The organism is Pseudomonas vranovensis, assembly GCF_040438935.1.
GTDB lineage: Bacteria > Pseudomonadota > Gammaproteobacteria > Pseudomonadales > Pseudomonadaceae > Aquipseudomonas > Aquipseudomonas vranovensis.
Genome location: NZ_CP159259.1, coordinates 2,181,538 through 2,201,496, shown reverse-complemented (window position 1 = coordinate 2,201,496; position 19,959 = coordinate 2,181,538). Strand labels below are relative to the sequence as shown.

The window sequence follows — 19,959 nt, the reverse complement described above, 5'->3', positions numbered from 1 at the left end:
AGACAGGCGGATCCTGAAGGCAATGGAATATTGCACGAGGGTTTCGCCATGAGCAGCACGTTCTTCATCCCCGCCGTCAACATCATGGGCATTGATTGCCTGGACGAAGCGATGGCCGCCATAGCCGGCTATGGGCTGCGCAAGGCGTTGATCGTTACCGACACTGGCCTGGCCAAGGCCGGTGTCGCTACACGCATTGCCGAGTTGTTGGCCGTGCGCGACATCGATTCGTCGATTTTCGATGGCGCCAAACCCAACCCCAGCATCGCCAACGTCGAACAGGGCCTGGCACAACTGCAACGTGAGCGTTGCGATTGCGTGATCTCCCTGGGCGGCGGCTCGCCCCATGACTGCGCCAAGGGCATCGCCCTGTGCGCTACCAATGGCGGGCACATCAGCGACTACGAAGGCGTCGACCGCTCGGTCAAACCGCAACTGCCGCTGATAGCGATCAACACCACTGCCGGTACGGCCAGTGAAATGACCCGCTTCTGCATCATCACCGACGAAGCCCGCCACGTGAAAATGGCCATTGTCGACCGCAACGTCACGCCGCTGTTGTCGGTGAACGACCCGGCGCTGATGGCGGCCATGCCCAAGGGCCTGACGGCTGCGACGGGGATGGATGCGCTGACCCATGCCATCGAGGCGTATGTGTCCACGGCGGCGACCCCGATTACCGATGCCTGTGCGATCAAGGCCATTGAGCTGATCAGCGACAACCTGCGCCAGGCCGTGGCCGAAGGCAGCGATCTGCAGGCGCGCGAGAACATGGCGTATGCCCAGTTCCTGGCCGGCATGGCCTTCAACAATGCCTCGTTGGGTTATGTGCATGCCATGGCGCACCAACTCGGCGGCTTCTATGACTTGCCTCATGGCGTGTGCAACGCGGTGCTGCTGCCGCATGTGCAGCGCTTCAACGCCAAGGTCAGCGCTGCGCGCCTGCGTGATGTGGCCAAGGCAATGGGGGTGGATGTCAGCGGCATGAGTGCGGAGCAGGGCAGTGACGCGGCGATTGCCGCCATCGAGAGCCTGTCGCGGGCTATCGATATTCCGGTCGGCCTGGCGCTATTGGGGGTGCGTGAAGGGGATGTGCCGACGCTGGCCAGCAACGCGCTGAAGGATGCCTGTGGGTTGACCAATCCGCGCCCGGCCAGCCAGGAAGAGATCGAGGCGATTTTCAAGGCGGCCTTTTAAGTACATCGCGGGGCGAGTCGAGACGTCGCCCCGCGAAAATGCCTCAAACCACCAATGACAACAACATGATGAAGATGATGCCGACCACCGACAGGATGGTCTCCATCATGCTCCAGGTCTTGAACGTCTCGGCCACGGTCATGTTGAAGTACTGTTTCACCAGCCAGAAGCCGGCATCGTTGACGTGCGACAGAATCAACGAGCCCGCGCCGGTTGCCAGCACCAGCAATTCACGGTTGACCCCCGGGATCATGCCGATCACCGGTGCCACGATGCCGGCCCCGGTGATGGTTGCCACCGTCGCCGAGCCTGTGGCAATGCGAATTACCGCCGCCACCAGCCACGCCAGCATGATCGGCGAAATCTGTGCATGCACCGCCATCTGGCCGATGACATTGCCTACCCCGGTATCCACCAGCATCTGCTTGAAACCACCCCCGGCGCCAACGATCAGCACGATAGCAGCGGTCGGCGCCAGGCTCTGGTCGAGCAGTTTCATGATCTGCTGGCGGGAAAAGCCCCTGGCCGCGCCAAAGGTATAGAAGGCCAGCAGCAAGGCGGCGAGCAGGGCGGTGATCGGGTGGCCGATCAGGTCCATCCACTGGCGCACGATGTGCTCGGCTGGCAGCACCACGTCAGCGAAGGTTTTCAGCAGCATCAGGAACACCGGCAACAGCACGGTGATCAGGGTCACGGTGAAACTGGGCAGGTTTTTCTGCTCCGACTCCCGGGCGATCTGGTCCATCAGTTCCTGCGAGGGCGAACCGGGAATGTAGCGGGAGATGAAGTTGCCATACAGGGGCCCTGCAATGATGGCAGTGGGCAGGGCGACGATTAGGCCATAGAAGATGGTCTTGCCGATATCGGCATTGAAGATGCCGATGGCCAGCAGCGGTCCCGGATGCGGCGGTACCAGCCCATGCACGACCGACAGACCGGCCAGCAGCGGGATGCCAATCTTGATCAGCGACACACCCGAGCGCCGAGCGACGATGAACACCAGCGGGATCAACAGCACGAAACCGATCTCGAAGAACAGCGGAATGCCAACCAGGAAGGCGGCAAACATCATGGCCCAATGCACTTTCTGTTTGCCGAAGGCGCGGATCAGCGTCTGGGCGATCTGGTCGGCACCACCGGAGTCGGCCATCAGCTTGCCCAGCATGGTGCCCAGGGCCAGGACGATGCCGACGAATCCCAGTACACCACCGAAGCCGTCCTGGAACGACTTCATCACCTTGGCCACCGGCATGCCCGAAGTCAGGCCGAGAAAGCCGGCAGCCAGGGTCAGGGCGACAAAAGGGTGGACTTTGAAGTGTGTGATCAGCAGCACCAGGCCGATGATGGTGACCACTGCATCGAGCAGCAAGTAGGTATCAGTTGCCAAACCGAACATGGTTCAGTGCCTCGTCTTGTCATTGTTGTGGGCGGAGCATTTGCAGCATTTACGACGCGAGATAGCGCTATCTTTGGTGAGCCGGAAAACTGCCAGGTCAGGCCGTTCGCGCCAGTACCGGTTCACCGCAGGGCTTTAGCCACAGGTCTACCCGTATGGCGAGCTGGTCTACCGGCAGGGTGGCATCCAGGGGCAGGGTCAGGGCTTCGCCGTCGGGGCGTTCAAGGGCGGCGAACTGGCTGTCGATCAGGCTGGCCGGCATGAAGTGACCGGGGCGGGCAAGCACCCGGCGGCTGGCTTCTTCAGGCGTGAGGTCGAGAAAGACAAAGCCCAGGTCTGGTACGGCATGGCGCAGGGCATCGCGGTAGCGTCTTTTCAGCGCCGAACAAGTGAGGATGGGGCGTTCGCCGGCCTTCAGGGTGGCCTGCAGTTCTTCACCCAGGCGGATCAACCAACCGGCACGGTCGTCGTCGTCCAGGGGAATGCCGGCGCTCATCTTGGTGATATTGGCAGCAGGGTGGAAGGCATCGCCTTCGATCAGGCGGCCGCCGCTTTGGCCGGCAATGGCGGCACCGACGGAGCTCTTGCCGCAGCCAGCTACGCCCATTACCACGATTGCGGACAGGGGTGGGTTCATCGGTACCTCCTGCGGAGTGAGATAGCGCTATCTTTGGTCGAGGCGTCAGTCGCCACGGGCGCTTCCCACCCAGATGTTATTGATTTTGTACAAGCAGTCTGGGTGCTCATTTCAGGCGTCCTGCAGTTATGCATTGCCGTTGATCTGAGACAGCGCTACCTTAGTGCCCGTTCCCTATTCTTTGCAAGTCGAAAATAAAACCTCCCCATGACCCGCATCGGCTCCCGTACTACCGGTCGTCCCACCCTGGCTGAAGTGGCCAGGCTTTCCGGGGTTTCCCCGATCACCGCCTCCCGCGCCTTGCGCGGCGTCAGCACGGTTGCCCCGGAGCTGGTGGAAAAGGTCAAGCAGGCAGCCACGGCCCTGGGCTATGTGGCCAACCCTGCCGCGCGGGCGCTGGCCTCGGCCCAGAGCGAGTCGATCGTGGTGCTGATTCCCTCGTTGTCCAACCAGTTGTTCATCGAGACCCTGGAGGCTATCCACGAGGTCATGCGGCCCCGTGGCCTGGAAGTGCTGATCGGTAACTATCACTACGATATCGCCGAAGAAGAGAACCTGATCCGCAACTACCTCGCCTATCAGCCTCGCGGCATGCTGCTCACCGGTTTTGACCGCAGCGAGTCGGCCAAGCAGATGCTCAGCGCCAGTGGCGTGCCTTGCGTTCACATGATGGAGCTGGGTGTCGAGGCCCAGGGCATGTCGGTGGGGTTTTCCCAGCAACAGGCCGGCGCTGCTGCCGCGCGCCATTTGCTTGAGCGCGGTTGCCAGCGCCCGGGCTTTATCGCGGCGCAGTTGGATCCACGGGTTATGCAGCGGGCCGAAGGTTTTCGCCAGGCGCTGGTCGCCGCTGGGCGATTCGCCGATGAGCTGCAGGTGCTGTCGCCGCAACCTTCATCCATCGGCCTGGGCGGGGAGCTGTTCAGTCAGTTGCTGGCGCAACACCCGGATGTCGACGGCATCTTCTTCTGCAACGACGACTTGGCCCAGGGCGCGATTCTCCAGGCACTGCGCCTGGGGATCATGGTGCCGCAGGAGGTGGCGATGGTCGGCTTCAACGACTTGCCGGCCTCGGCACACATGGTCCCGCGCCTGACCTCGATCCGTACCCCACGCGCCGCCATTGGTCGCTGCGCTGCCCAGGCATTGCTGGGGCTGCTCGACGGCAAGCGCGCGGCCGTGCACAACCAGGACCTGGGCTTCGAGCTGGTGGTGCGCGAAAGCAGTTGAAAACCCCCACCTACTCCCGATGGTGAGGGTGATGTCAGAGTGCTTGCACGGCGCAAAGGTTTATCTATGCTCAGCAACATCCTGAGCGTGGAGGGTAGTCCGATGTTTGATTTTCATCGTAAGTCCGATCTGGCTGAAATCGAGCAATGCACCCGGGCAATGGCCGGGATCAACGCCAAACTGGCCGCTATAAGTCGCTCCATGGCGATGATCGAGTTCAGCCCTGACGGGGTGATCGTCGAGGCCAACGACAACTTCTGCAAGGCGATGGGCTACCGCCTTGAAGAGATCTGCGGCAAGCACCATCGGATTTTCTGCGAGCAGGACTACGCCAGCAGCGAGGACTATCGAAAACTCTGGCGCGACCTGGGGCGGGGCGAGGCGGTCAGCGGGACGTTCATGCGCCTCAATCGCAAGGGCCAGGAAGTCTGGCTGGAAGCCAGCTACATGCCGGTAATAGGGCCGAGCCAGCAGGTGACCAGCGTGATCAAGGTGGCCTGCGATATCACGCAGCGGGTGCTGCGCGATCATGAGAATGAAAGCCTGATCAAGGCTATAAGCCGTTCCATGGCGGTGATCGAATTCACCCCCGAAGGCCGGGTGGTCAAGGCCAACCAGAATTTTCTCGATACCATGCATTACCGCCACGACGAAGTCGTCGGCCAGCATCACAGCCTGTTCTGCCACAAGAGCGAAAGCGAGTCGGCGTCCTACAAAGCCTTCTGGGCTTCGCTCAACCGTGGCGAATACCATTCGCATCGCTTCGAACGAGTCAACAAGCTCGGGCAGATGGTCTATCTGGAAGCTTCCTATAATCCGATCTTCGATGCCCGTGGTCGGCTGCAAAAGGTGGTCAAGTTCGCCAGTGACATCACCTCGCAGGTCAGTACCCAGCAAACAGCCGCCGAAGCCGCCCATGCCACGTCGGTACAAAATGATGCTTGTGCGCGAAAGGGGTCGCAGGTCGTACGGCAGACGGTACAAGTGATCGAGGAAATCTCCCAGAACCTCAATGCCGCAGCCCGCAGCATTGATGCCGTCAGTAAACAGTCGGAGCTGATCGGCCAGATCGTCCAGACGATCCGCGGCATTGCCGACCAGACCAACCTGCTCGCCCTCAATGCCGCCATCGAGGCCGCCCGGGCGGGCGAGCACGGGCGCGGCTTTGCCGTAGTCGCCGACGAAGTGCGCAGCCTGGCGGCGCGAACCAGCAAGGCCACCCTGGACATTGTCGAAGTGGTGCGGCAGAACCACGACCTGTCGCTGACTGCGGTGGCCAGCATGCAGTCCAGCTTGAGCCGGACAGGCCTGGGAGTAGAGCTGGCGAATGAAGCCGGCGAGGTGATCCTGGAAATTCAGCAGGGATCGCAACATGTGGTCGATGCCATCAGTCAGATCAACTCGACCTTACAGCTGCATTGAGGACGCTCAGGCCGAGATGCCCTGTTTCAGTTGCGTGTCCAGTGCCAGCAGGCTTTTTTCCAGGGTGGCGAGCATCGTGTACAGCTGATCGTTTGCCGCGCCACCCACACAGGCCTGCTCAAGTGCCTCGCTGTGGCGTACCACCCCCGGGGCCTTGAGCAGTTTGGCCCCGCCTTTGATCCGGTGGGCGAAGGCACGGATGGCCTGGCGTGAAGGCTGTGGCCCCAGGGCATGCAGGGCCTTGAGGTCTTCACGGTTGCTTTGGGCCAGCTCATTCAGCAGGCGCTCCACCAGCGCCGGATCACCCAGGGTCAGGTACTTGAGGTTGTCGACATCAAAGCCACTGGCGTGCTCGTCAAGCTGCGCAGCGGCCGGTGGCAGAGGGGCGATAGCCGAATAAAGGTGACGGCGCAGTTCGTTCAGGCTGATAGGTTTGAACAGGCAGTCATTCATGCCGCTGTCCAGGCAACGCTGGCGCTCTTCGGCCTGGGCATTGGCCGTCAGCCCGAGGATCAGGCAGGCAGGACGCTGCAACTGCTGCTCAAGCAGGCGGATGCGCCGCGTCAGTTGGTGACCATCCATGACCGGCATATTGCAGTCGGTGATAAGCACATCAAACGGCTGCGCTTGCCACAGCGCCAGCGCTTGCTGGCCGTCTTGCGCCTGATCGACTTCATGGCCCAGCACGCTCAATTGCCGTTCCAGCAACATGAGATTGGCCGGGTAGTCGTCGACGACCAGGATCGATTGCCGGGGTGTCTGGAGGGGGCGCGACAAGGGTTCAGGCAGCGGGCACTGTGTGGTCTCGGCCACGGGCAGCAAGAGGCTGACCTGCATGCGCGTGCCCTGGCCTTCCTTGCTGTACAACTGCAGGTCCCCCCCCATGAGTTGGCACAAGGTGCGGCTGATCACCAGCCCCAGGCCGGCCCCCTGTCGAGTGGGTTGAGGCCCGACCTGGGAAAAATTGTGAAACAACCGTTGCTGATCTTCGGCGTTGATCCCGATACCGGTGTCCTCGACCCACAAGGTGACACCCAGGTGTCCGGGTTGGTCCTCATCGAGTCGCATGCCCACCGTGACGCTGCCGTGCTCAGTGAACTTGAGCGCATTGCTGAGCAGATTGGAAAGGACCTGCCTGAGACGCACGGGATCGACCGCCACCGCTTGCCCGACGCTATGTAGATCAGTGCCAAGGTGCAGCCCCTTGAGCCGGGCAATGCCCTCGAATACGCGAACGGTGCCATTGACCAAGGCGTGCAGATCCGTTGCCTGGGGCGCAAGGGTCATGTGCCCGGCCTCGATGCGCGCGATATCCAGGACGTCGCCAATCAGCTCCAGCAAACCGTTGGCCGACGTATAGGCGACCTGCAGCGATTCGCGGTCCGCCTGCCCGTGCTCGGCCTCCTTGATCGCCAGCTCCAGTAGACCAATGACAGCGTTCATGGGCGTACGGATTTCATGACTCATGGTGGCCAGGAAGGTGCTTTTTGCCCGGTTGGCATCTTCAGCCTGGTCCTTGGTCACGCGCAATTGTTCAAGCAATTGCCGACTGAAGCCCAGTTCTTGCTGCAAGGCCTGTTCGGCTGCACTGCGTGCTTCGAGTACTTTGCGCAGGTAGCGGTTCCAGATAATCACAGCGCTGATCAACACGCCGGCACCCAGCACAATCATCGCCACCAGCTTGCGGTAGTTGTACCAGGGGCTGTCGCTGATCAGTGCATTGGTTCGCCAGCGGCCGGTCAGCTTGGCCATATCGTCCGGCGCGATGCTGAGCAGGGCTTTGTTGAGGATCGAGTGCAGCACAGTGGCATCGTGGGCGACGGCGAAGGCTGCAGCGCCCGGCTGGTCACTGAGGATTGTGGCGATGTGCAGGTGGCCCTTGAACATCCGGCTGATGAAGTAGGCGGCATTGAGCTGTGACGCCAAGGCGGCGTCGACTTTGCCTGCCACTACATATTCCATCAGGGTCAACGGGTCGTCGACTTCGACCAGGGTGATGGGAGCGAACTGGGCCTGCAATTCGGTTTTCAGGGGGTGCCCACGTAGCAACGCCAGGCGTTTGCCTTTGAGTTGCTCAGCGCTCTGTATCGCATCAGGACTGTTGCGCGTTACCAGCACGCGCGGGCTGACCATGTAGGGGCGGCTGAAGCGCAATGCCGCTTTGCGTGCCTGGCTGGGCGCAAGTGCGGCGGCAATATCTGCGCTGCCGTGTTCAACCCGAGCGACCAGGTCTGCCAGCGAGTCCACATGCAGGATGTCGAACTTCAACCCTGTACGCAGGCCGACCTGCTCCAGCACGTCGGCAGTGATGCCGCGAAATTGCTGGTTGTCGTCATAGAAGCTCAAGGGCGCAAAATATTTGTTGAAAGCGACCCGCACGACAGGATGCTGCTCGATCCAGGCGCGCTCGACGGCATCGAGGTCAAGTGTTCTGCGATCGAGCAGCACCCTGGCACTGCCGCTGGTCCAGCGACGCAGGATGTTCAAGCGCTCGCTGTCGCTGATACTGCTCAGGGCGAGGTTCACCAGGCGTTGCAAGGTGGTGTCATCGCGGGGCATGGCAAGGGCGAACCCCCCGCGGGTGTTCTTGATGAAGTGATCCACCTGCACGCTACCCAGGTAGTTGCGGGTAATCAGGTAGTCACTGCTGACTGCATCGCCGAGGAACGCATCGGCCTGCCCCAGAGCGACGGCTGAAAGGCCTGCCTGCACCGAGTTGTACAATTGCAGCCTGGCCTGGGGATACAGGTCATGGATGGTGTGGCTGGGCAGATAGTGATTGACCATGGCCAGGCGCAAGCCGTTGAGGGGGGCGTCGACAGGTAGTCGCTTGCCGGCGGCCGTCACGATCACTGGCTGGTCGTCGGTGTAGGGGTGGCTGAGCACCAGTTGCGCGTGCGCCGCCTCGAAGCCATTGGCACTGCCCAGCAGGTCGATCTGCCCTGCCTGCAGGGCAGCAATGGCCAGGTCACGACTGGCATAACGGCGAACCTCGATGGGAACACCCAGGAGCTCGCTGATGAGCCCGGCGAAGTCGGCCGTCAGCCCCTCATACTCGTTGTCACTGACATTGATATCGAAGGGGGGGTAGTCCGGCGATGACGTGCCCAGGCGTAACCGCTGCCTGTTGCTCAGCCAGCGTCGGTCTTCAGGCGAGAGGATCGGCGCAACGCTGCTGCTGACCGAGCGTGCGAGTAACTGGCGGAGTTCGCCAGTATTCGAGGCAAGGGAGGGGGACGGCGAAAAGGCAAGCAAACTGCCGAGCAGCAATACAGTCAGCAGGTGCATGGGCGATTCAGAGCGCGTTGCGCCTGGACAATTCGAACAAGGCTACCAGCGAGCTGACTTCCAGCTTCTCCATGATCCGGGTCTTGTAGGTGCTGATGGTCTTCGCGCTCAGGAGCATGCGCTCGGCAATCTCGTTGTTCGACTCTCCCCGCGCCAATAGCCGCAGAACGTTCAACTCCTGGTCAGACAGTTTGGCCAGGCGTTCCGCTTCGCTCTTGAGCGGGCTGCGAAAGTTCGACAGGTCAGGGAACAGTGAATAGCCCTTGAGTATCGCGTCCATGGCGAAGGTGACTGCCGTCAGGTCGTTGTCCTTGGACACGAACGCCGAGGCACCGGCATCCAGGCAGCGTCGCGCAAACAGGTCAGGGGGCTGGGCGGTGAGCACCAGCACCCGGGGTGGCGGGGCGAGGGTGCGTAAACTTCTGAGCACGCTCAGGCCGTCCATTTTTTTCAGGCCAAGGTCAAGTATCACTACTTCTGGGCAATGCTTGCGCGCCAACGCTACGGCGTTGGAGCCATCGGCGGTTTCACCGACGATCTGATGGCGATCGCGTTCGAGCAAGGTAATCAACGCATAGCGAACTATCGCATGATCCTCAACAATCAACACCGAGGTCATTGTGCAACTCCATAATCGGGTCTGTGGGGCTAATTCCCGAGTCGTTCAGGAAGGAAAATCTGGTTATAGCCGGAAGGGCACTCACGATATGTCGAATCAAGGAGCGATAGTATAGGAAGTGTGCTGGCGTGGATTAAAACGGGCGAAAACTGAGAGTATTCCTACAAACTATTGATGCTAAAACGATAAATCTAGGGGTGCAGGCCGACGTTTTAGCGCCGGCCTGGTGTAGGACCTCAGAATGAGGTGGTAAAAGAGGCGTAGTAAGCGCGACCAGGTTCGTTGTACGTCAGTGCGCCAGCCTCATCGGAGTTGCCTTCGCGATACAGGCGCTTGTCGAACAGGTTGTTCACGCCCACCCGCACGCTCAGGTGCTTGTTGAATTCATAGCCACTGCTGATCCCCACCAGGCCATAGGGGTCGACTTCTTTCTGTACGCGCTTGTCCAGGGCCTCGTTGGCGCGGGCGTTGTAGCTGGGCGGCTCTTGCTTGCCGTAATAGGTGCCGTTGAGCTGGAACGAGAGCTTTTCGGTGGCATTCCAGTCGAGCGTGGTGTTGACGGTGTACTCGGGAATGATGCTCAGCGGTTCACCGGTCTTCTTGTCTTCGGACTCGATCATGTAGGTGAAGTTGGTGTTCCAATCCAGGCTTGGGCTCAGGGCGATGAACAGGTTGCCTTCCACACCCTCTACCACCGCCTTGTCGGTGTTTTCCCAGCGCAGGATGCGGCGCCCGTTGGGCAGCCGGAACAACGTCTGGTTGCCGGCCTCGATCTTGTTCTTGTAGTCGTTGCGGAAGTAGGTCGCACTGGTGCGCCAGGTACCTTTGTCGTAGGCCAGGCCCAGTTCTTTGTTGACGCTGGTTTCCGGGTCCAGGTCGGCGTTGCCCAACAAGTAGCAGCCACCGTTGTTGAGTTCGCTGGAGTTGCAGCCGCCGCCACGGCTGTAGAGCAGGTAGTTGGGGTTGGACTGGTACATGTTCGGGGTCTTGTAGGCGCGCGCGATACCGCCCTTGATGCTCAGCGCCTCGGTGATCTGGTGCGAGGCGTTCAGGCTCGGGCTCCAGTTACCGCCAAAGTCTTCGTGGTGATCGTAGCGCAACCCGGGCGTAACGATGGTGCTGCTGCCGACCTCAATGTTGTCTTCGGTGTACAGGGCGTAGCTGTGTGCGGTGCTCTTGGTCTGGGTGCGGTCAAAGCCCGACAGCTCGCTGCCTGGGTCATAACTTTGCGGGCGCAGGGAGCCTGGATCGTTGAGCGACTCGTAGAGGTATTCGCCACCCAGGGTCAGGACTTGTTCGAACCCTGCGCTCAGCGGCAGGTTGACCTCGCCAGTGGCGCGAGTGTTGCGAAGGCGCGACTCGAAGCGACCGGCGCCGTCAGAGGGGGCGCCTTCGCCCCATCCGGCCAGGCCTTCGTTGAGTCGTTCGTTGCGGGTCAGGTCATAGGAGAGCGATGCGGTGCTGGTGCCCCAGTCATAGTCACCGCGATGGGTGCCGGCGAAACTTGAACGCTGCATCACGTTGGTTTCCTTGCCCACCTGGCTTTCGACGAACTCGCCACCGGCGTTGAGCATGGTGTCGCCGGCAAAGATGTTGCCCTGGCGGCTGTAGCTGGACTCGAGGTCGACAGTGTTGGACGGGTCGATCTTCCAGCTCACCAGACCATTGACGTCCTTGTTGCGCACGCCTTCGCGGCCGGCCATCAACGACTCCTCGAAGGCCTGGTGGTCGCTGTTGATCTTCATGTCGTCGGCGTCGGTCTTGTTCAGGCTGCCGTAGACGCGAAAGATCACGTCGTCGGTGATCGGTCCGCTGAGGCTGAAGTTGGCCCGCTTGCCCATGCCTTCGGCGTCGTCTTCGGGGAACACGCTGTAGACGGTCATCGAACCACGATAATCCTGGGTCGGGCGCTTGGTGATGATGTTCACCACGCCGCCCATGGCGCCGGAGCCGTAGCGCGCCGCCGCCGGGCCGCGCAGGATCTCGATGCGCTCGACTTCTTCGGCCGGTACCCAGTTGGTTTCGCCGCGGGTGTCGCGGTCGCCACTCCAGCCATAGCGCACGGCATTGCGCGAGGTGGAGGGTTTGCCATCGATCAGGACCAGGGTGTTTTCCGGCCCCATGCCGCGCAGGTCGATCTGGCGGTTGTTGCCGCGGGCGCCGCTGCTGCTGTTGCCGGTGAGGTTCACCCCTGGTTCGCGGCGAATGATGTCGGACAGGTCGTTGACCGGCGGGCGCTTCTTGATGTCTTCGGCCGTGATGATCGACACCCCGGGTGCTTGCTTGAGTTCCTCCTCGGCCGTGCCCAGTACCCGGGTGTTCTCCAATTCAATGGCCTGGCGGCTGCCAGCGACCGGCAGGTCGGTGGGCTGGACCTGGACTTCGCCGTGATCCAGGGGCAGGGGAGCAGCGGTAAGGGAAGTAGTGCCCAGTGTTGCCAGCACGGCAAGACTCAAGGGGCAGAATGTGAAGCGCGACGCCATGTCAGATCTCTCCTGGTACCTAAGGTGAGCGGGGCTGGCAAAAGGCCAGGGCTCTCGGAAGGTCGAGAATGATATGGATTATCATTCGCAAGTAAAGGTGTCAGGAAAAAAATAAAATATTAAGGCGAGGCTCTGGTCTGCGAGTTGTGGCGGGAGCGCAAAGAAAAAGGACCGCTATCACCCCCATCGGTGGTAGCGGCCAAGCGGGAAAACGCGCGGTTGTCCATGGCGGGGCAATGTGGGAACGGGCCTGCCCCGTGAAGCACTTACTGCTGCAGCACCGTCGCCTGGTTGCCGGTACCGAACTGCTGCACGGTTGCGGTCATGCTCGCACCACTCTGATCGACCATGGCCTGGTTACCCGAGCCACCCTGGGTCACGAAAGCAACATTGACGCCATCGGTCTGGGTGATGGTGGCTTTGTTGTTGTCGCCATACAGCTGCCAGGTGTAGCTCTGGTTGCCGCTGCCGGACTGGTCCAGTTTGATGTTGTTGCTCGCGCCAATGCTGGTGCCTGAGGCGTAGTTTTCGCTGCCGCGCTGATCGGCGATCAACAGGTTGTCGCTGCCGTTCTGCTCGAAATACAGCTCGTTATTGGTCTCGGCCTGGGTCAGTTCGGCGGTGTTTCCGGTGCCGTTCTGGTTAAGACGTGCCAACTGGTTCATGTCCTTCTGGGTCAGGTTGGCGCTGTTGCCGGTGCCGGCCTGGTTGATTTCGGCGCGCTGGTTGCTGCCGAACTGGCCACCGGATTTGTCACCTTTCCAGTTGCTGGCCAGCACCTTGTTGCCTGTGCCCGAGGACGTCACCGACAACACATGGTTGTCGCCGGTCTGGTAGGTGTAGCTGACGTTGCCGCTACCGGACTGCACCAGGGTTGCAAGCGATCCCATCGATTCAAACTGGTCGGCATAGATGGCGTTCAGATCGCCAACCTGAAAGATGCTGGCCACGTTGTTGTCACCAAAGCTTTGGTCCATCACGCCTTCGTTGGTCTGGCCGATCTGAGTGACGGTCGCCTGGCTGTTGGCCTGGGTGTCCTGCCAGACTTCCGTGGAGTTGGCCGTGCCGATCTGGGTGATAGCCACGGTGCCCCCCTGGCCTTCGCGCTGGTCGCCATAGGCCCAGTTGTCGTCGCCGGTCTGGTAGATGCCGACCTGACCGCTGTTGTGGGTGATGTGTTCGGCGGCGGCGTAGTTGTTGGTGCCGTTCTGGATGACCAGCGCACTGTTGATGCCGCTGGTGACCATGGTGGGGTTCAGTTGCTCGGCGAAGGCACGGTTGTCGTTGCCGTATTGCAGCGTGGTGGCCTGGCTGCTGGTCTGGGTGTCCTGGTAGACGAACGAGAAGTTGCCGTTGCCTTCCTGGGTCTGCAGGGCCTGGTTCTCGGTGCCCAGGGACTGGCTGGCATGGGTGTTGTTCAACGCCCCGGCCGACTGCTGATTGATCTGGCTGCCAAACTCGAACAGTTGCTCGGCATAGCCTGCGTTGTAGTCGCCCACGGTGCTTTGGTTGATGCTGCTGTTGCCTCCTTCCTGCACCGTCATGTGGTTGTTGCCCAGGCCTATCTGGTTCTGGGTGGTTGTGCTCATGGCCGCCGCTGTCTGTTTGACCTCGGCGATGTTTTCGGTACCGGTCTGGTTCTGGGTAGACTGGCTGTTGTCAGCCATGACCTGGCCGGCAAGGGCCAGAACAATGGCGGCGCTTAGGGGAGCGAGCTTGAACATGGTGTTGCCTCCAGGTTTAACGGTATTGATTGACTTGCACGTGCTGCCCGCTACCGGCCTGGATCACGGAGCTTGAGAGCCCCGTACCGGCCTGGACGATGCTGGCACTGTTGCTATTTCCGTATTGCTCGATCTGGGCGCGGTTGTTACTGCCGCTCTGGGTGATCGAAGCGTCGTTGCCGTAACCTTGCTGGGTAATGGTTGCCATCAGGTCACTGCCTTGCTGCAGGATGTACGCCTCCTGTGCCCCGCCGGACTGGACGATGCGGCCCAGAAGGGCCTGACCGTCCTGGCCGATGGCGGCGCGGTTGGACTGGCCGTTCTGGTCTATTAGTGCCTGCTGCCCAGCGGGCAGTGGCTGCATCGACAGCGGTTCGCCCAGATCACCGCCAACGGCGAGGTCGGCGTTGTCCATCAGGTCATCGGCCAGGGCGGCCTGACCGATCAAGGTCAGGCACATCAGCAGGGTGGTCAGGCGCGCCATGGTCGTATCTCCTGTTGCCGCGGGTTACTGCACGGTGACCGGCACGGTACGAACGGTGCCCTGGCTACTGCGGATGGTCGCCGTCGGTGCTGCGGTCGGAACCACCGTGGTGCTGTTGCTCACCGTCAACCGCCAGCGCCCGGTCAGCGGCACGGTGGTACTGCCCAGGGTGACCAGCCCGGTCGGGGTGGTGACCTGCACGGTGATGGTGTTGCCGGTCGTCACCGAGGAAGTGCCGGAGAGGTCCCAGTTGAAGCGGTTGTTGGAACGCGCGGTGACGGTCGCGGCGGTTACGGCGAAAGTTTCCGCTGCTGGCCGTGGCGAGACCTGCACGGTGACGGTGGCCGGTGCCGACAGGGCGCCGAGGCTGTCCCGGGCGACGTAGGTGAAGGTGGTCGTGAAGGCTGCCGTGATGGTGGCCGGTGGGGTGTAGGTGACCAGGTTGCCATCGGTGCTCACACTGCCGCGTCCACCGGCCGGCTGGCTCACGCTGGCGACGGTCAGTGGCCCGTTGCCTTCCGGATCGGTGTCGTTGAGCAGCACGTTGATCGGCAGCGTCACACCCAGGGTGGCAGCCGTGTCGTTGACGGCTGTTGGCGCCTGGTTGGGGGCGACGTTGACGGTCACCGTGGTTACTTCGGACTTCAGCCCTTTTTTGTCCTGGGCACGGTAGGTGAAGGTCGCAACCATGGGCGCATTGACTACCGCCGGTGGGGTATAGATCACTGCAGTGCTGCCACTCAAAGCGACAGTGCCTTGGTCACTGGCCGGTTGAGTGAGGTCGCTGATGGTCAGCGGCACGTCGCCGTCCGGATCGCTGTCGTTGGCCAGCAGAGTCAGAGTCAGCGGAACACCGAAGGTCGTGCTGCCGATGTCGGCTTGTGCCAGTGGCGCCTGGTTGTCGGCTTCCACCGGTGCATTGCCGACGATCACCACGGGTTCGGTGTCACTGCCACCGGCGGCGGACTTGATCGTCACGTGCGAAGGCGGCTGGGCCACGTCATTGACGGTGAGGGTCTGCAGCGTGCCGGACTTGGACAGGCGACCGTAGCCCTGGGCAACCAGGTCGGGGACCTGTACTTCGTCGCTGGAACTGGCCTCGATCCGCAGGCGCTTATTGGCCCAGTCATAGCGGGCAGTCTGCACCTTGACCACGTCGGCGAGCTTTCTCGACAAAGCCGTAGGGCGCTTGGCGCCGGTAGGGTCGGTGGCCGTGACGACGATCACAGGTGGTGGTGCTGCGCTGCTCAGGTGATCGGCGAAGAACAGCCCGTTGTGGTCGCTCAGCAGGTTGAACTGGCATGGCGAAGGCGGGGTGCCGGGTACCAGCGCCAGGGTCTGGCGGAAGCACAGGGTGGCGTTGTTGGGTGCCTTGGCGAATATCTCGACACGGGTGCCCGCGGCATTGCGATGGTAGCTGGCACGCTCCAGCTCCGCCGCCACCTGCGCGCGAGGATCGAGCACTTTGCCGGAAACCGTGAACAGTTCGGTCCGAATGATGCCGGGCGGGCCCTCGATACTCACAAAGTTGGTGTTGAACGGGCTACCGGTGATCCGCTCGGTCAGGTTCGGGTCGCCAATGTAGGTTTCAGTCGCGCCGGTGTCGGGGTTGATCTCGGTATAAGGACCACCGACGCCGCGCAGGAACGGTCCGACGGCGCCGTTGAGCACGCCGCTGAAGTCGCCCGGTGCGCCGATGCCGATATCCCGGGTGATGTTGATTGCCCGCCGGCCCGGGGTGGTGACATTGACCGTTTCCTTGCCGTAGGGGTGGGTGATCACGTAGGTGCCGGCCACGGGCACCGAGACCCGCAGGCGGATCCGGGCAAAGCTCTGCTGGTCGCCATCAATCGGGTTTTCGCTGGCGAATGCCGCCTCGATACCGGCGACGTAGACATCCAGCTCATAGCCACTGTTGCCTACCGCAGGGATCTCGGTTTCAGCCAGGAACCAGAACATCTCTGGCGGCCAGTTGTCCGGGAACACCAGGGGCAGGTTATCGTCGTACACGCCGGGTTCCGGTAGCAACGTACACATGTAGTTTGGTGGCACCGAGACCGGCAAGCGAGAGCTCGCGGCCCTGGATTGGCAGAGCTCCAGCGACAGGTTGTCGTGGTCCTGGTACCACATCGGGTAACGCCCGGTGGCCAGGGTGTAGGGGCCGGGATCGACCGCCTTGAGGCCGGCCCAGGCAGTGCCGGCCAGCGAGAGGGAAAGCCCGGCTGCGCAGAGCGCCAGGCGTGGCCAGTTGTTCATGGTGCCTCCTGCTACGGGACGTGGCGAGATGATGTTCATGGCACGAGCACCACTTCTTCGCTGTCGCTACCGCCATTGCCGCTGGTCACCGTGACCCTGGCTGGCGGGAGAGGCGAAAGCCCGGTGGTAAGGGTCTTGACCGCGCCATTGCCGCTCAAGGTGCCGATCGGGGCGCCATTGCCAGTGGTGGCGGTGAGCACTGGCGGGCTGGTTTCATCACTGGTCGAGGCGACCAGGGTCAATTGCCCGCCGTTCAGGCTGAACTCGGCGCGCTGGATCACTACAAGGTCAGTCAGCGGCATCGTCAGGGTGGTGGGAGTGCTGCTGGGGATCGCCAGTTGGTTGTCGGCGGTCACTTGCAGGTTCAGCGGCAGGGCAGGGTTCAAGGCGGACTGGCCGTACCAGGCACCGGTGCTGTTGGCTTCGGTGAGCGTCAGGTTCGGGGTCTGGCTGATCAGCGTGGCGGTACCGGGAGGTGGTGGGGCTAGCACGAAGACATCCTGCTGGGCGCGCAGATCGCCGTTTTCACTGTGGCGCGAGTAGGTGCTGCGCTGGGCGATGACCGGGGTGGGTCGAATCACCTCCGACAGTTTGCCGGATACCGAAAACAGCTCGGTGCGCAAGTCGATGCCGTTGGGCCCTTCAATGCGCACGAAGTTGGTGTTGAACGGGCTGCCGGTGACGGCTTCCTCCAGGTTCGGGTCGCCAATGAAGCGCTCGCTGGCACCAGTGGCCGGGTTGGTCTCGGTGTAAGGGCCACCGACGCCACGCAGGAACGGACCGACATCGCCCTTGAGAGCACCGGTATAGGTTTTCGGCGAGCCGATGCCAATGTCGCGAGTCATGTTGATCGCCCGGCGTCCCGCTGCCGGTACGTCGAAGACTTCGACGCCATACGGGTGGGTGACGATGTAGGTACCTGCGGTCGGTACATCGACGCGGATACGGACCCGGGCGAAGCTGACTTGCTCGCCTTCTTTTACTTCCTCGGCGGCAAACGCCGCTTCGATAGCGGTGCCGTAGCTCAGGTCTATGCCGCGGGCAGCATCGACAATCGCGGCATCGGCGGTGAACCAGAAGGTTTCATCGGGGTAGTTGGTGGGAAAGCTGATCGGCTGGGTGTCATCGAACACCCCGGGTGCCGGGTTGAGCACACACATGTACGATGGGGCGCCGGGGGCGCCGCCAACCCGTGAACTGACGGCCTTGGTCAGGCACAGGTCGAGAACTCGACCGTGGGTGTCCTGATACCAGGCGGCGAAACCGCCGGTTGCGGGGAGGTAGGGCCCGGGGTCTACTTCATACAGCGCGGCCTGGGCGGGTGCCTGGATCAGGCTTGCCATGATCAGCAAAGCCAGCGGGTGGGGCGTTGGACGGTGCATGAGTCTTCCCTCTTGCAATCGGGCCCATAGGACTTGGGTCGTCTGCACGAAGCTCGGCAACTTCCGTACCAGAATTGTCAAACACGCCTGGCGCAAGGCCTGCGGGGCATTCGAAGGCGTTTTCGACGCTGCAGCGCCGGGGCCGATGACCCAGGGTTGGGGGCGATTGGGGGAACAGCGCGGGGTAATGACGGGAACTGGGCTATAACCTTAGAACGCATCTGCCGGAGTTCGCGATGGACTTGCAATCACGCCTGGATTCGCCGCCCCTGCAAGAAGCCAACCACCCCGCAGGCACTGGCACGCGGCCCTTCAACCTGCTGCGTTGGTATGCCTTCGTCAGCCTGGCGATCATCCTTTCGGTGGCAGTGGGCCTGGGGCTGATATCCAGCCGCTTCGTGATCAACGAGAGCGTCGAGCGCGATGCGCTGCTGACGGCGCAGTTCATCCAGGCAATCGCCTTGGCCGAGGTGCGCCATGTGTCCATCCCCAATGTGCGCACCATGGGCGAATTGCTCGACCCGCGCCTGGACCAGAGCTTTCCCGATGTCGATCCCCAGGCCCGGCGCAGCGCCCGGGGCGAGTTTCTCGATCATGTGGCCAACTTGCCCGATATGCTCCTGGCCAACATCTATGCGCCGGATCGCATGGTGATCTGGTCGAGCAACCCGGCGCTGGTGGGCAAGATGATCGAGTCCGATGACGACCTGGAGACGGCCTTCGAAAACAAGGTGCGGGTCTCGGCCAGTTATCACGACGTGGACCAGGCGCGCAGCGAGCAGAAGTTCATTACCCCGCCCGAGCAGCTGTTCATCGAGAACTACATCCCGTTGTTCGATGCCGAGGGCGAAAACGTCACTGCCATGGTGGAAATCTACAAGGAGCCTCGCGACCTGATCCTGCGTATCGAGCGAGGCCTGCTGTTGATCTGGCTGGCGGTCGCGGTGGGCGCGACGCTGGTCTACGGCGGGCTTTACTGGCTGATGTATCGCGCCAATCGTCAACTGGCGGTGCAGCAAAAACGCTTGATCAATAACGAGACCTACGTGGCGCTGGGCGAGATGTCCTCGGCCGTTGCCCACAGCCTGCGCAACCCGCTGGCGAGTATTCGCTCCAGTGCCGAACTGGCCCAGGAGTTCGAGGAAGGCCCGGCCCAGAAGAACATCGGCGACATCATCAGCCAGGTCGATCGCATGTCGCACTGGGTACGCCAATTGCTGCAGTCCTTGCGCCCACTCAACGATGAGCCCGCGCCGGTGGAGCTTGAGCGGGTACTGCAAGACAGCCTTCAGGCCTTCGCCCTGCCGGTCAAGCGCCAGGGCATCGAGGTCAAGGTAGACGCGCTGGGGGGTGTGCAGGTGCTCAGCCAGGCGGTGCTGCTGGGGCAGATCTTCAACAGCCTGATCGCCAACGCGCTGGAGGCAATGGCTGAAGGCGGCACCTTGCGTATCGAGCAGGTCAGTTGCAGCCGCAAGGCCTTGATCCTGCGCGTGTGTGACAGTGGCAAGGGCATGGCCGAGGAGCAGTTGCGCATGGCCATGAAGCCCTTTTTCACCACCAAGCAAGGCGGGCTGGGTGTGGGCCTGGTGCTGGTCAAGCGGATCATGGAGCGCTTTGGTGGCGCTGTGCGCCTGACCAGCAGCGAGGGCGAGGGCACCTGCGTACAATTGACCTTCCGTGTGGTTCACGAACGGCCTGCCAAAGAATGACACCGCGAGGATTCCCCTACTTTGGGGGCACGGCCCGGCGGGCGGTGGAGCAGTAGAGACCGACTAAAGGCAAAATACTATCACTGGGCGAATGGCCATAAGAATTGATGTAAAACGCTGGAACCTGACTGCGCT

13 protein-coding genes are annotated in these 19,959 nt (G+C 61.9%); 4 read left to right on the top strand and 9 right to left on the bottom strand.

Translation table 11 applies throughout. The annotated features are described in order from the left end of the window. The first annotated feature begins 48 nt into the window (after positions 1 to 48). Positions 49 to 1,197 carry an L-threonine dehydrogenase gene (gene yiaY, locus ABVN19_RS10145; protein ID WP_028946289.1) on the top strand — a complete coding sequence of 383 codons (1,149 nt, stop codon included), beginning with the start codon at positions 49 to 51 and terminating at the stop codon, positions 1,195 to 1,197. 43 nt (positions 1,198 to 1,240) lie between these two features. Here the strand turns inward: yiaY and ABVN19_RS10140 are convergent, their stop codons facing one another. After that, the gene (locus ABVN19_RS10140) at positions 1,241 to 2,593 is read right to left on the bottom strand and encodes a GntP family permease (RefSeq protein ID WP_028946288.1); all 1,353 of its coding nucleotides are present in this window, start codon (positions 2,591 to 2,593) and stop codon (positions 1,241 to 1,243) included. 97 nt (positions 2,594 to 2,690) lie between these two features. Then, the gene (locus ABVN19_RS10135) at positions 2,691 to 3,230 is read right to left on the bottom strand and encodes a gluconokinase (protein WP_105642732.1); all 540 of its coding nucleotides are present in this window, start codon (positions 3,228 to 3,230) and stop codon (positions 2,691 to 2,693) included. 207 nt (positions 3,231 to 3,437) lie between these two features. Here ABVN19_RS10135 and ABVN19_RS10130 point away from each other — a divergent pair, with 207 nt between their 5' ends. Beyond that, complete coding sequence (locus ABVN19_RS10130) at positions 3,438 to 4,457, top strand: LacI family DNA-binding transcriptional regulator (RefSeq protein ID WP_105642733.1); 1,020 nt, start codon at positions 3,438 to 3,440, stop codon at positions 4,455 to 4,457. A gap of 102 nt (positions 4,458 to 4,559) precedes the next feature. Next, positions 4,560 to 5,879 carry a PAS domain-containing methyl-accepting chemotaxis protein gene (locus ABVN19_RS10125; RefSeq protein ID WP_105642751.1) on the top strand — a complete coding sequence of 440 codons (1,320 nt, stop codon included), beginning with the start codon at positions 4,560 to 4,562 and terminating at the stop codon, positions 5,877 to 5,879. 6 nt (positions 5,880 to 5,885) lie between these two features. On the opposite strand, the gene ABVN19_RS10120 is transcribed toward ABVN19_RS10125, so the two are convergent. From ABVN19_RS10120 to ABVN19_RS10090, 7 genes are all read right to left on the bottom strand, one after another. Beyond that, positions 5,886 to 9,167, bottom strand: coding sequence for a transporter substrate-binding domain-containing protein (locus ABVN19_RS10120; RefSeq protein ID WP_028946284.1), 3,282 nt, complete (start codon positions 9,165 to 9,167; stop codon positions 5,886 to 5,888). Between the two features lie 7 nt (positions 9,168 to 9,174). Next, positions 9,175 to 9,786: a response regulator transcription factor gene (locus tag ABVN19_RS10115; RefSeq protein ID WP_028946283.1), complete on the bottom strand. Its 612-nt coding sequence runs from the start codon at positions 9,784 to 9,786 to the stop codon at positions 9,175 to 9,177. A gap of 236 nt (positions 9,787 to 10,022) precedes the next feature. Then, a complete protein-coding gene (locus ABVN19_RS10110) occupies positions 10,023 to 12,269 on the bottom strand; it encodes a FepA family TonB-dependent siderophore receptor (protein WP_028946282.1) in 2,247 nt (748 codons plus the stop codon). A gap of 266 nt (positions 12,270 to 12,535) precedes the next feature. Further along, a complete protein-coding gene (locus ABVN19_RS10105) occupies positions 12,536 to 13,993 on the bottom strand; it encodes a curlin (protein ID WP_105642734.1) in 1,458 nt (485 codons plus the stop codon). A gap of 16 nt (positions 13,994 to 14,009) precedes the next feature. After that, positions 14,010 to 14,477 (bottom strand): curlin, encoded by a 468-nt coding sequence (locus ABVN19_RS10100; protein ID WP_028946280.1) that lies wholly within the window; start codon positions 14,475 to 14,477, stop codon positions 14,010 to 14,012. 24 nt (positions 14,478 to 14,501) lie between these two features. After that, positions 14,502 to 16,733, bottom strand: a complete 2,232-nt coding sequence (locus tag ABVN19_RS10095; RefSeq protein WP_028946279.1) for an Ig-like domain-containing protein — start codon at positions 16,731 to 16,733, stop codon at positions 14,502 to 14,504. A 35-nt stretch (positions 16,734 to 16,768) separates the two neighbouring features. Further along, positions 16,769 to 18,115, bottom strand: coding sequence for a hypothetical protein (locus ABVN19_RS10090; protein WP_105642735.1), 1,347 nt, complete (start codon positions 18,113 to 18,115; stop codon positions 16,769 to 16,771). A 236-nt stretch (positions 18,116 to 18,351) separates the two neighbouring features. Here ABVN19_RS10090 and ABVN19_RS10085 point away from each other — a divergent pair, with 236 nt between their 5' ends. Next, positions 18,352 to 19,824, top strand: a complete 1,473-nt coding sequence (locus ABVN19_RS10085; protein ID WP_028946277.1) for an ATP-binding protein — start codon at positions 18,352 to 18,354, stop codon at positions 19,822 to 19,824. Positions 19,825 to 19,959 lie beyond the last annotated feature (135 nt).

What these genes read in the sequence shown, in the direction of transcription:
- yiaY (WP_028946289.1), top strand. Translation starts at nt 49, where the DNA reads ATGAGCAGCACGTTCTTCATCCCCGCCGTCAACATCATGGGCATTGAT.
- ABVN19_RS10140 (WP_028946288.1), bottom strand. Translation starts at nt 2,593, where the DNA reads ATGTTCGGTTTGGCAACTGATACCTACTTGCTGCTCGATGCAGTGGTC.
- ABVN19_RS10135 (WP_105642732.1), bottom strand. Translation starts at nt 3,230, where the DNA reads ATGAACCCACCCCTGTCCGCAATCGTGGTAATGGGCGTAGCTGGCTGC.
- ABVN19_RS10130 (WP_105642733.1), top strand. Translation starts at nt 3,438, where the DNA reads ATGACCCGCATCGGCTCCCGTACTACCGGTCGTCCCACCCTGGCTGAA.
- ABVN19_RS10125 (WP_105642751.1), top strand. Translation starts at nt 4,560, where the DNA reads ATGTTTGATTTTCATCGTAAGTCCGATCTGGCTGAAATCGAGCAATGC.
- ABVN19_RS10120 (WP_028946284.1), bottom strand. Translation starts at nt 9,167, where the DNA reads ATGCACCTGCTGACTGTATTGCTGCTCGGCAGTTTGCTTGCCTTTTCG.
- ABVN19_RS10115 (WP_028946283.1), bottom strand. Translation starts at nt 9,786, where the DNA reads ATGACCTCGGTGTTGATTGTTGAGGATCATGCGATAGTTCGCTATGCG.
- ABVN19_RS10110 (WP_028946282.1), bottom strand. Translation starts at nt 12,269, where the DNA reads ATGGCGTCGCGCTTCACATTCTGCCCCTTGAGTCTTGCCGTGCTGGCA.
- ABVN19_RS10105 (WP_105642734.1), bottom strand. Translation starts at nt 13,993, where the DNA reads ATGTTCAAGCTCGCTCCCCTAAGCGCCGCCATTGTTCTGGCCCTTGCC.
- ABVN19_RS10100 (WP_028946280.1), bottom strand. Translation starts at nt 14,477, where the DNA reads ATGGCGCGCCTGACCACCCTGCTGATGTGCCTGACCTTGATCGGTCAG.
- ABVN19_RS10095 (WP_028946279.1), bottom strand. Translation starts at nt 16,733, where the DNA reads ATGAACAACTGGCCACGCCTGGCGCTCTGCGCAGCCGGGCTTTCCCTC.
- ABVN19_RS10090 (WP_105642735.1), bottom strand. Translation starts at nt 18,115, where the DNA reads ATGCACCGTCCAACGCCCCACCCGCTGGCTTTGCTGATCATGGCAAGC.
- ABVN19_RS10085 (WP_028946277.1), top strand. Translation starts at nt 18,352, where the DNA reads ATGGACTTGCAATCACGCCTGGATTCGCCGCCCCTGCAAGAAGCCAAC.